The organism is Tsukamurella spumae (assembly GCF_012396015.1).
In the GTDB taxonomy this organism is placed as follows: domain Bacteria; phylum Actinomycetota; class Actinomycetes; order Mycobacteriales; family Mycobacteriaceae; genus Tsukamurella; species Tsukamurella spumae.
Genome location: NZ_JAAXOQ010000042.1, coordinates 1 through 12789 on the forward strand (window position 1 = coordinate 1; position 12789 = coordinate 12789).

The 12789-nt window shown below is 71.9% G+C and carries 11 protein-coding genes; 5 read left to right on the forward strand and 6 right to left on the reverse strand.

Features of this window, described 5'->3' with window-relative positions; translation table 11 throughout:
* Positions 1-128: 128 nt before the first annotated feature.
* Both HF999_RS23095 and dxs read left to right on the forward strand, forming a co-directional pair.
* A complete protein-coding gene (locus tag HF999_RS23095; protein ID WP_168547673.1) occupies positions 129-1211 on the forward strand; it encodes a class I SAM-dependent RNA methyltransferase in 1083 nt (360 codons plus the stop codon).
* Between the two features lie 40 nt (positions 1212-1251).
* Complete coding sequence (gene dxs / locus HF999_RS20560) at positions 1252-3183, forward strand: 1-deoxy-D-xylulose-5-phosphate synthase (RefSeq protein WP_168547674.1); 1932 nt, start codon at positions 1252-1254, stop codon at positions 3181-3183.
* 37 nt (positions 3184-3220) lie between these two features.
* Here the strand turns inward: dxs and surE are convergent, their stop codons facing one another.
* The 3 genes from surE to HF999_RS20575 form a co-directional block, all read right to left on the reverse strand.
* A complete protein-coding gene (surE, locus tag HF999_RS20565; protein WP_168547675.1) occupies positions 3221-4312 on the reverse strand; it encodes a 5'/3'-nucleotidase SurE in 1092 nt (363 codons plus the stop codon).
* A 163-nt stretch (positions 4313-4475) separates the two neighbouring features.
* A complete protein-coding gene (locus tag HF999_RS20570) occupies positions 4476-5690 on the reverse strand; it encodes an HRDC domain-containing protein (RefSeq protein WP_168547676.1) in 1215 nt (404 codons plus the stop codon).
* A 7-nt stretch (positions 5691-5697) separates the two neighbouring features.
* Entirely contained in the window at positions 5698-6315 is a 618-nt protein-coding gene (locus HF999_RS20575; protein ID WP_168547677.1) for a DUF3000 domain-containing protein, read from the reverse strand.
* Positions 6316-6410: 95 nt separating this feature from the next.
* Between HF999_RS20575 and hemE the strand changes: the two genes are divergently transcribed.
* The 3 genes from hemE to hemQ are packed head-to-tail and all read left to right on the forward strand — an operon-like array spanning position 6411 to position 9480.
* Positions 6411-7484 (forward strand): uroporphyrinogen decarboxylase, encoded by a 1074-nt coding sequence (gene hemE, locus HF999_RS20580; RefSeq protein ID WP_168547678.1) that lies wholly within the window; start codon positions 6411-6413, stop codon positions 7482-7484.
* A complete protein-coding gene (gene hemG / locus HF999_RS20585) occupies positions 7481-8746 on the forward strand; it encodes a protoporphyrinogen oxidase (RefSeq protein ID WP_168547679.1) in 1266 nt (421 codons plus the stop codon). Before hemE ends, hemG begins: the two co-directional genes overlap by 4 nt.
* 32 nt (positions 8747-8778) lie before the next feature.
* Positions 8779-9480 carry a hydrogen peroxide-dependent heme synthase gene (hemQ, locus tag HF999_RS20590; RefSeq protein ID WP_168547680.1) on the forward strand — a complete coding sequence of 234 codons (702 nt, stop codon included), beginning with the start codon at positions 8779-8781 and terminating at the stop codon, positions 9478-9480.
* 18 nt (positions 9481-9498) lie between these two features.
* Here hemQ and msrB read toward each other — a convergent pair whose 3' ends face one another.
* From msrB to HF999_RS20605, 3 genes are all read right to left on the reverse strand, one after another.
* A complete protein-coding gene (gene msrB / locus HF999_RS20595; protein WP_168547681.1) occupies positions 9499-9915 on the reverse strand; it encodes a peptide-methionine (R)-S-oxide reductase MsrB in 417 nt (138 codons plus the stop codon).
* Positions 9916-9924: 9 nt separating this feature from the next.
* Positions 9925-11160 (reverse strand): glycosyltransferase family 87 protein, encoded by a 1236-nt coding sequence (locus HF999_RS20600; RefSeq protein WP_168547694.1) that lies wholly within the window; start codon positions 11158-11160, stop codon positions 9925-9927.
* Positions 11161-11234: 74 nt separating this feature from the next.
* Entirely contained in the window at positions 11235-12782 is a 1548-nt protein-coding gene (locus tag HF999_RS20605) for an alpha/beta fold hydrolase (protein WP_168547682.1), read from the reverse strand.
* Positions 12783-12789: the final 7 nt, after the last annotated feature.

Here is a 12789-nt window from a genome sequence, read left to right on the forward strand (position 1 = left end):
GCGGTCTGGCAGCACGTCACCGCGACCGATTCCGCCGCCTGAAAGTGAACGGCCCGAGTGTGTCCCGCAAAAGCCTGTCCCAAATAGGCTTCACCGCTATGCGTTTCGACTAACGTGACAGTGCCACGGTGCGCGCCCGGGTCACCGAGGTGAAGAAGTCCTACGCCCGCGCGAGCACGGTCGAGGTCCTCGAGGCGTCGCCGCACCGCATCGCCGAGGCCTGCACCGCCGCGGCGGCCGGAGCGGGCTGCTGCGACCTGACCTTCACCACCCCCGCGTACCAGCGGGAACTCAAGACGGACGTCCTGCACGACCTGCTGGCGCGGTTCGGGGGCTTCGAGCCGGGCGCGCTCGAGCCCACCGTCGAGCCCCTGTCCGACGCCCCGGTCACCGGATGGCGGCACCGCGCGCGTCTGGTGGCCGACGATGCGGGCGCGCTCGGGCAACACGCCTTCCGCAGCGGAGCGGTCGTCGTCGCCCCCTGCGCGCAGCTGCCCGCCGCGCTGACGGACCTCGCGGGAGCCGTGCGCGCCGAACCCGGCACCGAGGTCGCGCTCGTGCTCGACGACGCCGGCGCCGCACACGCCGCGGTCCCCGCCCGGCGCGGGCGGCCGGCGAAGACGCTGTCCGGCAACGCCCTCGCCGAGTACCGGGTGGGCGCGCGCTCGTGGAGGATCCCGGTGGGCGGCTTCTGGCAGGCCCATCGCGACGCCGCGACCCGCTACGCCGCGCTCGTCGGCGGCGGCGTCGCCCAGTTCGGGAGCGGCCCGGGCCACGCCTGGGACCTGTACGGCGGCGCGGGCGTGCTCGCGGGCGCGCTGGTCGACGAGGGCATGTCGGTGGACGTCGTGGAGACCTCGGGCGGTGCCATCGCCGCCGGGAAGCAGACCCTGGCGCACGAGTCCGTCGTGTTCCATCGGGGTGACGTCGCCTCGCGGCTCACGGGGCTCCGCGCACCGTCGACCGTGGTGCTGGACCCGCCGCGTACCGGCGCGGGGGCGGCGGTCATGACCGCGATCACCGCGGCCGCCCCGGGGGCGATCGTGCACGTCGGCTGCGATCCCGCAGCGTTCGCCCGAGACCTGGGCGCGGCGTGCGAGAACGGCTACCGCGTGGCCCGGATATCCGCGTACGACGCCTTCCCCGGAACCCATCACCTGGAGGCCTTCGCCGTTCTGGTGCCGGGGCACGAGGATCGGCGTGGCCGGTAAGGTGGGCGGAGCACCTCTCACGGGAGTAGACACGAGGGATATGAACCTGCTGAGCACCATCGAGTCCCCACGCGACCTGCGTCGGCTGGACCAGGACCAGCTCACTGCGCTGGCCGGGGAGATCCGTGACTTCCTCGTGGAGAAGGTCTCGGCGACGGGCGGGCACCTCGGCCCGAACCTCGGCGTGGTCGAGCTCACGATGGCGATCCACCGGGTCTTCGACTCGCCGGTGGACCCGGTGCTCTTCGACACCGGGCACCAGGCTTACGTGCACAAGATCCTCACCGGTCGGCGTGACGGTTTCGACACACTGCGGCAGGCCGGCGGCCTGTCCGGCTATCCGTGCCGGGCCGAGTCCGAGCACGACTGGGTGGAGTCCTCCCACGCGTCGGCGGCGTTGAGCTACGCCGACGGACTGGCGAAGGCCTTCGCGCTGAAGGGGGAGAAGCGCACCGTCGTCGCGGTGGTCGGTGACGGCGCCCTGACGGGCGGGATGTGCTGGGAGGCCCTGAACAACATCGCCGCGTCCGACCGGCCGGTGGTCGTCGTCGTCAACGACAACGGCCGCTCCTACGCGCCCACGATCGGTGGCCTGGCCACCCACCTGTCCGGCCTGCGCACCCAGCCCGAGTACGAGCGTTTGCTGGGGGAGGCGCGGCGGCGGCTGCGCAACGTCCCCGTGCTCGGCGAGCCCGCGTACTCCGTGCTGCACGGCATGAAGACCGGCATCAAGGACATGGTCAGCCCGCAGGCGCTGTTCGCGGACCTCGGCCTGAAGTACCTCGGTCCGATCGACGGGCACGACGAGGCGGCCGTGGAGGCCGCGCTGCGGCGCGCCAAGGACTTCGGCGGCCCCGTCGTGGTGCACGCGATCACCCGCAAGGGCAACGGCTACGAGCACGCGGAGAACCACGAGGCCGACCAGATGCACGGCATCGGCGTCATCGATCCCGCCACCGGCCTGCCGGTGGGCGGGGGCAGCGGGGCCGACTGGACGTCGGTGTTCGCGGAGGAGCTTCTCGCGCACGGCGAGAAGCGCTCGGACATCGTCGCCATCACCGGCGCGATGGCCGAGCCGGTGGGCGTCGCCGACTTCGGCCGCAAGTTCCCGGACCGGATGTACGACGTGGGCATCGCGGAGCAGCACGCGCTGACCTCGGCGGCCGGCCTCGCGCTGGGCGGCATGCACCCCGTGGTCGCGCTGTACGCCACCTTCCTCAACCGGGCCTTCGATCAGCTCCTCATGGACGTCGCGCTGCTGAAGCAGGGCGTCACGGTCGTGCTCGACCGCTCCGGGGTCACCGGGCCCGACGGTGCCAGCCACCACGGCATGTGGGACCTCTCGCTCGCCGCGATCGTGCCCGGCCTGCGTGCCGCGGTGCCGCGCGACGCCACCCGCCTGCGCGAGGAACTCGCGGAGGCCCTGGCCGTCGACGATGCGCCCACGCTCGTCCGGTACGGCAAGGGCGCGGTCCCCGCGGACCTCGAGGCCGTGCGCCGCCTGCCCGACGGTGTCGACGTGCTGGTCGAGGACGACGCCCGCGGTGCGGACGTGCTCCTCGTCGCGGTCGGCGCGTTCGCCCACACCGCCGTCGACGTGGCCGCGCGGCTGCGGGACCAGGGCATCTCGGCCACGGTCGTGGATCCGCGCTGGGTGCTGCCGGTGCCGGCGTCCGTCGTGGACCTGGCCCGCACGCATCAGCTCGTCGTCACGCTGGAGGACAACGGTGTGGCGGGCGGCATCGGTTCCGCGGTGACCGCGGCGCTGCAGAGGGCCGAGGTGGACGTCCCCACCCGAGTGCTCGGCATCGAGCAGGCCTTCCTCGACCACGCCTCCCGTGGCGAGATCCTCAACACGCTGGGTCTGACCCCGTCGGAGATCGCGTTCCGCATCACCGGTTGGGTCACGGCCTGCGCCCCCGCGGCCATCGCTCAGGAGCCGGTGTCCGGCCGGAACGCGGGCGGCCTGTAGGCCCCCTCCGGGGGTGCCGGGCCGTCCGCGTTCGGGCCTACTTCACTTTCCGGAGAACGCCTTCGAGCTTGTCGTTGTCCGCCGAGGTCGACGGTGCGGTCCAATCCCCGTCCAACTGAACGACGGAGATGTGCTTGTCCGCCAGCGCCAGTACGTCGGCGTTCGCGGTGGTGTCCTTGCAGGCGGGTAGCATGGTCAGGGTGTACGTGCCACCGTCGGGCCCGACGGTGCCCGTCGGGCCGACGTTGAGACTGGAGCAATTGCCGAGGACACCCAGCTTCGGCTCACGCGGTTGCTCGCCGGGAGCCAGGTGCGGGTAGTTCACGTTGAGGAAGGTCTGCGAGGTGATCATGTTGTCGGCCGCCAACTGGTTGATCAGATTCACCGTGAAGTCCGCGGCGCGCGTGTACTCGGGGCAGTCCGTGCCCGACGTCAGACAGCCGACGGTGGCCTCCTCGCTGACCGCGATCGCAGGTTTGCCCGAACGGTGTGCGGCGAGCGCGGCGTTCACGGTGCCCGAGCCGACGACGTTGACCGCGTCGTTCTGGCCGTAGTTGATGCCCGAGACCACGAGATCCGGGCCGTCCTTCCAGTAGTTGTCCGGGATGAACTTCTTCAGGGCGATGTTCGCGGCGTCGGTGGGAGACGCGCTCTGTGAACCGGGTTCGGTTCCCGACGGGGCAACGCACGGTGCGGCCGAGGTGCACACCCCGAAGACCTTGCCCGCGGACGGTGCACCTGCGCAGTCGGCATCGAACCCGGGCGGTGGCTTCACCTCTTGGACGGTGGCCGTGCCGGTCAGGGTGAGTCGGCTACCCTGTCCGCTCTGCACCGTCCACGGGCCCACGACGAGCACGTCCGCGCCGGCCCTGCACAGCGCCTGCCGCATGCGGTACAGGCCCAGGCCGTCACTGCCGTTCGGCTTGACCCCCTGCACCGAGTCGTCGTCGAACATCAGGATCTTCATCCGTGCCACCGAAGTGGGGACCGGTGCCGGAGTGGCGCCGGAACTCGATGGCGAGGGCGCGCTGGGACCGGGCGCCGCGGAGTCCGAGGTCGATCCGCACGCGGTGGTGGCCAGCGCGACCGCACCCAACAGGACCGCGGCGCGCAGTGATTTCTTCAGCATGGGTTCCTCCCGGTCGGCACACCGAGGCCGCGCAGCAACCCGGAATGGCAGAAACATCCAGTCGCGACTATGCGCTTGCTCAGGGCCGTCCTCGGACTGTAACGGCCCGTTCACACCATCGGGGCGAAACCGGTCGGTAACCTCGCCGGCCCGAACGTCGGGCTCAGGAGAGCGCGGCGGCGACGGCGGGCACCGTCAGGCGTCGCTGCCAGTTGCGCGCACCCGACCCGGCCAGGGCATCGTCGACCTGGGTGACGCCCGCGGCGCCACCCTCCCAGCACAACTGCCGGACGGCGTCGGTGGGCAGCAGGTTCTCGACGGGCACGGCGACCTCGTCGGAGATCTCGGCCAGCGCGGCCCGGACCTTCGCGAGCCGCTCGGCGGCTTCGGGATTCGACTTGGCCCACCGGTTGTTGGCGGGCATGCCGTTGCGCGGGCCGTGCAGCGGGGGGAGCTTGGCGTCCGGCAGTGCGTTGGCGCGGTCGATCGCCGACATCCAGCGCTTCGCCGATCGACGCATCCTGGGGCCGCCGAACACCGGCAATGCGGTCAGCTCCGCCTCCGAGGCCGGGTTCTTCGCGGCGGCGTTGACGATCGCCGCATCGGGCAGGGTCCGCCCCGGCGCGACATTGCGCTGCTCTGCCATCTCGTCGCGCGCGAGCCACAGCTCGCGGGCGCGGGCCAGCTGGCGGCGGTTGCGCAGGGTGCTCAGCCCCGACAGTCGACGCCACGGATCCTGCTTCGGCGGCGGCTCCGGCCGGGTGCGCTCGTACTCGAATTCCTCGAGCGCCCACTGCAGCTTCCCCGCGTCATCGAGGCGCTCGTACACCTCGTCGCGCAGGTCCACGAGGACCTCGACGTCGAGGGCGGCGTAGTTGAGCCAGTCGTGCGGCAGCGGGCGGGTGCTCCAGTCGGCGGCACCGTGCCCCTTCGCCAGCGCGTATCCCGTGTACTCGGAGGTCATCGCGGCCAGGTTCACCCGCGGCGCGCCCAGCAGCCGCCCGGCGAGCTCGGTATCGAACAGTTCGTCGCAGACGAAACCGTCGTCGCGAAGGCAGGGCAGGTCCTGATCGGCAGCGTGCAGCACCCATTCGACGCCCCGCAGTGCTCCGATGACGGGCGCGAGCCCCTCGGGCTCGTGGATCGGGTCCAGCAGGAACAGCCCGGAACCGGTCCGCTTGATCTGGATCAGGTACGCGCGGGAGGAGTAGGTGAATCCGGAGGCGCGCTCGGTGTCGAGGGCGACGGGGCCGCTCCCGCGCACCAGCGCGGCCGCGCACTCGGCGAACTCCTCCACGGTGGTCAGGGGCTCGGGGACGCCCTCGTCGGGCTCGGTCAGGGGAATGCCGGGAACGGGTTCCGCGGGGGCCTTCGCCACGGTCGGCCTACGACCCGAGTCGGGTGATGCCGGCCGGGGGCAGCCCGGCGGCCATCTCCAGCACCGAGCAGAACGCCTCGACGTGCCCGGACAGGTTCTCGCTCAGCGGGGTCCACGACGCGCGCAGTTCGAGCTGATGCGCGCGAGGCGGTCCGGCGATGTCGCCGTAGCGCACCGATGTCGTGGCGGTGACGGTGCCGCCCAGGGCGGTGACCTCCTGGCCGCGCTCGGCGAGCGCATCGGTGAGCCAGCTCCACGCGACCTCCGGCAGCAGCGGATCGGAGGCGAGCGACTCGTCGACCTCGGACTGCACGTACGCGACGAGCCGCATCAGGCCGTTCCACGCCTCGTGCCCGTGCGGGTCGTAGAGCAGGATCAGGCGGCCGAAGGTCTCCCCGTCGGAGTACTCGGGGACGACATCGGTCTCGGGTGAGCGCACCTCTGCGCCGAGCGCGTAGCTGTAGGGCGCGAGCCGTTGCGGGGGGCGAATGCTCCCGATCTCGATCTCCGGGCGCACCGTCGCCGTGTGCAGGGATTCGACGGCGACGCGGAAGGGCTCCGGCTCGGCGCCGCGCTGCCCCGCTCCGTCGGTCGCCCCGTCGGCACCCGTTCCTGGTTGGCTCACAAACCGTGACCGTAGCCGCAAAGCCGGCCCTCTCGGCGGAGGCGCGCCGCAGGCCGCGAGCCCACGCCGCCGCAGTCATGACATGATCGACGGCGATGAGTACCAAGGACGAGTCGACGAGGGACGACGCGGTCGCCTACCCGCTCCTCGCCGCCGCGACGGGCGCGACGCCCTCGCGTCGGCCGGTGTGGTTCATGCGTCAGGCGGGCCGTTCGCTGCCCGAGTACCGCAAGGTGCGCGAGGGAATCGGCATGCTGCAGTCGTGCTTCCGCCCCGATCTGGTGTGCGAGATCACGCTCCAGCCGGTGCGCCGGCACCGCACGGACGCCGCCATCCTGTTCTCCGACATCGTCGTGCCGCTCAAGGCCGCGGGCATCGACCTCGACATCGTCAGTGGGATCGGTCCCGTCATCGAGCAGCCGGTCCGGGACGCCGCCGCTGTCGCGGCCATGCCGGAGCTCGATCCCGAGCAGGTCGCGCCGGTGGCGGAGGCCGTGCGGATGCTGCGCGGCGAGCTGCCCGCGGGCGTCGCGCTCATCGGCTTCTCGGGCGCGCCCTTCACGCTGGCCTCCTACCTGGTGGAGGGCGGTCCCAGCCGCAATCACGAGCGCACCAAGGCGCTCATGTACTCGGACCCGGACACCTGGAACGCGTTGCTGGGCAAGCTCGGCGACATCGCGATCACCTTCCTGCGGGCGCAGGCCGACGCCGGCGCGCAGGCCTTCCAACTGTTCGACTCGTGGGCCGGGGCGCTCTCGCTCGCCGACTACCGCACGTACGTGCAGCCGCACTCGGAACGCGTCTTCGCCGCACTGAGGGAGTCCGCTCCCGCGTTGCCCGCGTTCCACTTCGGTGTGGGCACGGGCGAGCTCCTGGGCGCGATGGGCGAGGCCGGCGCCGATGTCGTGGGCGTCGACTGGCGCACGCCGCTCGATGTCGCGGCGGGCCGGGTCGGGCCGGGCAGGGCACTACAGGGCAACCTCGACCCCGCCGTTCTCATGGCCGACCGGGACACCGTCGAGGCGCAGGTCCGGCGCGTGGTCGCCGAGGGCGACGCGGCGGTCGCCGCCGGCGCCACAGGGCACGTGTTCAACCTCGGGCACGGCGTGCTGCCCGCGACGGATCCGGACGTGCTCACCCGCGTCGTCGAGCTGGTGCACGAACTATGAGCAATGTCGTCGTCGTCGGGGCGGGCATCTCCGGGCTCGTGGCCGCGCTCCGCCTGCAGCAGGCGGGCGCCCGGGTCACCGTGTTCGAATCGGGCAACCGGGTCGGCGGGAAGCTGCGGTCGGCGATGCTGGGCGACCAGCGCCTGGATGTGGGCGCGGAGGCCTTCCTCCGGCGCCGCCCCGAGGTCCTTGACCTCGCGGCCGAGCTGGGCCTCGCCGACGAGGTGGTCGAGCCCGCGGGACGGCACCCGGCGCTGTTCGCCGACGGTGGCCTCCGCGGCGGCTTCGGCCGTACCCTGATGGGCATCCCAGGAGATGCCGACGAGGTGCGGATCCCGTTGCGCTGGAACGCCGGAGCCGATGCGTCGATCGGTGCCCTCGTCCGCTCGCGGCTCGGCGACGAGGTGGTCGAGCGCAGCGTCGATCCGATGATCTCCGGGGTGTTCGCGGCGCACGCCGACGACGTCTCCGTGCGCGCCGCGCTGCCCGCCCTCGCCGCCCGCCTCGACGACGGTGCGCCGTCGCTGGGGCAGGCCGTGCGCGATGTGCTCGGCGAGCCCGACGACAGCCCGGTGTTCGGCGCCTTCCGCGGTGGCTACCAGCAGCTGCTCGACGCGCTCATGGAGCGGCTCGGCGACCGGATCATGCTCGGCGCGCCGGTGCCGGAGATCCGGCCCGGATGGAGCCTGCGCGGCTCGCTGTTCGACGCGGTGGTCCTCGCCGTGCCGGCGCCGCAGGTCGCTCGGCTGGTGGGTACGAACCTGCCGGAGCTCGGTGCCGCGGTGTCGAAGATCCCCGCGGCGAGCTCGGCCCTGGTGACGCTGCGGCTGCCGGACGATGTGGAGCTGCCCGAGCTCTCGGGTGTGCTGGTGGCGAGCCGCGAGCAGGTCAGCGCCAAGGCCCTGACCCTGTCGGGCCGCAAGTGGGACCACCTGCCGGACGGCGCGGTCCGGCTGTCCTTCGGGCGCCTCGGCGTGAGCCGGATCGTCGACGATCTCGATTCCGGCCTCATCGCCGCGGCGCGCGACGACCTGGCCACCATCGTGGGGGTCACCGTCGAACCGACCCATGCGCACGTGCAGCGTTGGTACGAGGGGATCCCGGTCTACCTGCCCGGACATCGCGAGACGCTGGCGGCGATCGATGCCGCCACGCCGAGCGGTCTGGCGCTGGCGGGAGCCTACTTCGACGGTGTCGGGGTACCGGCCTGCATCGCGCGCGCGGAGCGAGCGGTGGAGCGCGTCCTGACCGACCTGTCCTGAGCCGGTCCCGGTCGCGGGACTACGATCGGGATATGGCCAAACTGGATTACGCGGAACTCAATTCGACTGTTCGCTACCTGATGTTCTCGGTGTTCTCGATCTCCCCGGGGGAGCTCGGGGACGACGAGCAGCGCGCGGCGGCGGCGACCGAGGCGGAGGCCTTCCTGGCGAAGATCCAGGAGGGCGATCTGGTGGTCCGCGGCGTTTACAACATCGCCGGGATGCGGGCGGACGCCGACTTCATGATCTGGTGGCACGCAGAGCGGCTCGAGGATCTGCAGGCCGCCTACAACGAGTTCCGGCGGGGCACCGCGCTGGGCCGCGCGAGCGACCCGGTGTGGTCGAGCACCGCGCTGCACCGCCCCGCGGAGTTCAACAAGAGCCACATCCCCGCCTTCCTCGCGGGGGAGGACCCGGGCGCGTACATCTGCGTGTACCCGTTCGTGCGCAGCCTCGAGTGGTACCTGCTGCCCGATGACGAGCGCCGCAAGATGCTGGCCGACCACGGGCGCGCCGCACGCGGCTACCCCGATGTCCGGGCGAACACCGTGCCGGCCTTCGCGCTCGGCGACTACGAGTGGCTGCTGGCCTTCGAAGCACCCGAGATGCACCGTATCGTCGACCTCATGCGTGACCTGCGGGCCACGGACGCGCGGCGTCACACCCGCGAGGAGACGCCGTTCTTCTCGGGCCCGCGCGTGGGCGTGCGCGAGCTCGTCAACGCCCTACCGTGATGTCCGGCCGGACGGGGCTCAGGCCTCGTCCGGCTCCAGGCGCATCGAGATGCTGTTGATGCAGTAGCGCAGGTCGGTGGGGGTGTCGTAGCCCTCTCCCTCGAAGACGTGGCCGAGGTGGCTGCCGCAGTTGGCGCACAGCACCTCCACCCGCCGCATTCCGAGCGAGGTGTCCACCCGCTCGATGATCTTCTCGCCCGCGAGCGGGGAGAAGAACGACGGCCAGCCGCAATGGGAGTCGAACTTGCTGTCCGAGCGGAAGAGCTCCTCGCCGCACGCGCGGCAGCGGTACACGCCGGAGGTCTTGGTGTCGGTGTATTCGCCGGTGAACGGTGCCTCGGTGCCCGCCTGCCGCAGTACGCGGAATTCCGGCGCGGACAGGCGCTGCCGCCACTCCGAATCGCTCAGTTGCAGTTTCGGCTTGGGCTCAGTCATGGTTCCAAACTAACCGCGCGCGGTGGACTGTGCCAGCTCCCGCCGGCCCGGCTCCTCGTCGGGGTGCAGCGGACGGTCGATGCCCTCGTCGAGCCGGTTCTCCGCGCGGGCGTCGAGGTAGCGGAAGAGCAGCACGCAGAAGGGCACGATGATCAGCAGCGACCAGCCGAGGGTGCACTTGAGGTAGGCGAGGGAGCGCCCGAACGCGGGCCACTTCCCGGACAGCCAGTTGTCGTAACTGAGGAAGCCGTAGACCGCGACCCAGGACGCCCAGTTGCCGAGTACGGAGCTGCGGTAGACCACCGTCATCAGCATCGGGAACAGCAGCATCGAGTAGTAGCCCTGGCCGAGGGACAGTACGAGCCATGACGTGGTGAGCAGGGTCCCGGTGGAGGTGGCGAGCCACAGCAGCTCGTTGCTCGTGCGGTAGTAGCGCCACAGCAGCCACAGCGTGACCGCGGCCATGACCACGATGGCCGCGCGGAGGAACAGGTCGAGCCAGGTCGGCAGGCCGAAGTACTGCGCATTGCCGGCGATCGAGCTGTTGTAGTAGTCCCGCGCCTCGCTGAGGTAGGGGAGCGTCTTGTGGAAGAACTCGGTGCGGTCCGCGGAGAGCAGCATGCCCCCGGCCATCAGCACGACGGGGATGCCGACGGCGGCGATCATCGCCTTCCACTGCCGGTTCACGATGATCAGGAGCAACATCACGAACAGCAGCGGCTTGACCGCGAAGGACAGGCCCAGCGGGACACCCGCCCACAGATCCTTGCGCTTGAGCAGCAGCGCCATCGCCGCCACCTCGGCCAGCAGCACGAAGCAGTTGAAGTTGCTGAACACGAGAGTGCTCGTGACCGCCTCGGTGGCGACCGCGAAGAACAGCACGACCGGGGCCAGCACGGAGTTCAGGCCGTAGCCGAACATCCGCAGCATGATGTAGAGCGCCGCCAGCAGCGCGATCGTGCTGAATCCCACGAAGAGGTACCGCGCGGTCTCCGGGTCGAAGTACCCGAACGGGGCCATGACCAGGGTGCCCGACGGCGGGTACAGGTAGTGCGGGTCGACGGTGTCGTAGTTCTCGGTGTACACGGCCTCGTGCCGCAGGAAGCGCACGGCGGCCGCGTAGACGGTGGTGAAGTCGTCGGTCTTGTTGCCGTTCGGGACCAGGATGATCAGGCGTTGCAGCAGCGTGAGGATCGCGAGCGGCCACAGCACGGCCTTCGCGACGAGCGCGGGATCGGACTTCATCCGGGACAGGGCGAGGGACGACACCGGTAAACCGTATCCGACGGTGCGCGCGGGCCCGGTCGGGCCCGGCTGCTTCAGGCCGGGCACCCGCGCACCGTGGGGGCGTCCTGGCTGTCGAGGTACGCGATCAGGGACTTCTGGACGCACGACGATCGGATCACGGCACCGTCGCCGATCCCGGCCCAGGTGACCGCGGAGGGCTGCGCCCCGACGACGGTGAGCTGGCCGGTGAGCGTGTCGAGCGCGGTACGCGCGGTGAGCGGATCCGCCGCCGAGGTGGCGACCACCGACGGCACCTCCAGGTCGGTCAGCGCCGGCGGGGCCGACATCGCGGGCCAGCCCGAGCAGGCGCTGAGGTCGAGCGCGGTGGCGGCGCCGAGCCGGTACTGCGGGCCCCACGCCAGCGCCGGCGCCTTGACCTGATCCGGGGAGGCCTTGGTGGTGGCATCGGAGCAGCGGGCGACGAACTGGCCGTCGCTGCCGAGCGCGTCGTCGGCGGTGCGCAGGAGGGCGCGCAGCGGGGCCGCGTCGCCCGTGCGGGCGCTCTGGAGGGCGGTCGCCAGGCGCGAGATCCGCGCGTCGCGGTCCCCGGGCCCGATGCCGAGCGTGACGAGGACGGCCCGTCGGACATCGGTGTCGGTGAACGCGCCCAGGCGGCCCGCGACGGCGTCGTCGATGATCCCGCGCATCGCGGCGGCGGGGTCGGCGCCCAGGGCGCACGCGGGGCCGCATTGCGCGACGAAGGCGTCGACGGTCGCCGACAGGCCCCGGGCGGCGTCCTCGGCGCGCTGCAGCTCCGTGCCCCCGTACCGGACGGGGGAGTCGAGCACGAGGCGCGCGACCTGCTTCGGGTGCTTCGAGGCGTACGCGAGCGCCGTCGTGGAGCCGTCGCCGACGGCGAGGAGTCCCAATGCCGGTACGTTCCAGGCGGTCCGGAGGGCCTCGAGGTCCTCGGCGGCGGCGGTGGCGGTGTACTCGGTGAGGGTCGCGGGGTAGGCGTCGCCGCAGGCCGTGGCGGCGCTCTGCGCGGCCTCCCCGATCGTGCGGATCCGCGTGTCGAGGTCCGCTCCGGCGGTGAATCCGCTGCGCAGCACCGCCCGATCGGCGGCGCTGCGGCAGGTCAGCGCCGCGGAGGCGCCGATGCCGCGACGTTCCACGGCGACCACGGGGCGGTTCTTCAGGATCGGCGAGTCGGCCGACGCGAGGGTCGCGACCGCCCGTTGGCCGGTGAACTCGGTGCCGCCGACCAGGACGAGGGGGGCGGCCGTGTCGGGGGTCCCGGGGACCTCGGCACGCGTGAGCGCGAGCTGCAGCGGCGACTGCGACGTGCCGAGCTGGACGGTGATCGACGCGCACTGCAGTGTCGCGTTCCCCGCTGCCGGGGCGCCGTAGCGGGTGGTGAGCCGCTCCGTGCAGTCCTGCCAGGTCAGCGCGTCCTTCCCGGGGGCCTTCCACTCCGGACCCTTCGGTGCCTGCGGTCCCGCGGACGACGGTGCGCGGCCACCCTTGCCGAAGTCGCTCACGTACTCGGGGGTGGATGCCGGGATCGGGGCGCACGCCGACGCGGCCAGAGCCACGGCGAACGCGCCGACGGCGAGTGCACGGGTGCGCGGGTGGGACATGCCGTTC

Excerpts from the sequence above, each read along its gene's own strand:
- hemE (WP_168547678.1), top strand. The coding sequence starts at position 6,411 with ATGAGTACCAAGGACGAGTCGACGAGGGACGACGCGGTCGCCTACCCG.
- msrB (WP_168547681.1), bottom strand. The coding sequence starts at position 9,915 with ATGACTGAGCCCAAGCCGAAACTGCAACTGAGCGATTCGGAGTGGCGG.
- surE (WP_168547675.1), bottom strand. The coding sequence starts at position 4,312 with ATGCTGAAGAAATCACTGCGCGCCGCGGTCCTGTTGGGTGCGGTCGCG.
- hemG (WP_168547679.1), top strand. The coding sequence starts at position 7,481 with ATGAGCAATGTCGTCGTCGTCGGGGCGGGCATCTCCGGGCTCGTGGCC.
- HF999_RS20600 (WP_168547694.1), bottom strand. The coding sequence starts at position 11,160 with ATGAAGTCCGATCCCGCGCTCGTCGCGAAGGCCGTGCTGTGGCCGCTC.
- hemQ (WP_168547680.1), top strand. The coding sequence starts at position 8,779 with ATGGCCAAACTGGATTACGCGGAACTCAATTCGACTGTTCGCTACCTG.
- dxs (WP_168547674.1), top strand. The coding sequence starts at position 1,252 with ATGAACCTGCTGAGCACCATCGAGTCCCCACGCGACCTGCGTCGGCTG.
- HF999_RS20605 (WP_168547682.1), bottom strand. The coding sequence starts at position 12,782 with ATGTCCCACCCGCGCACCCGTGCACTCGCCGTCGGCGCGTTCGCCGTG.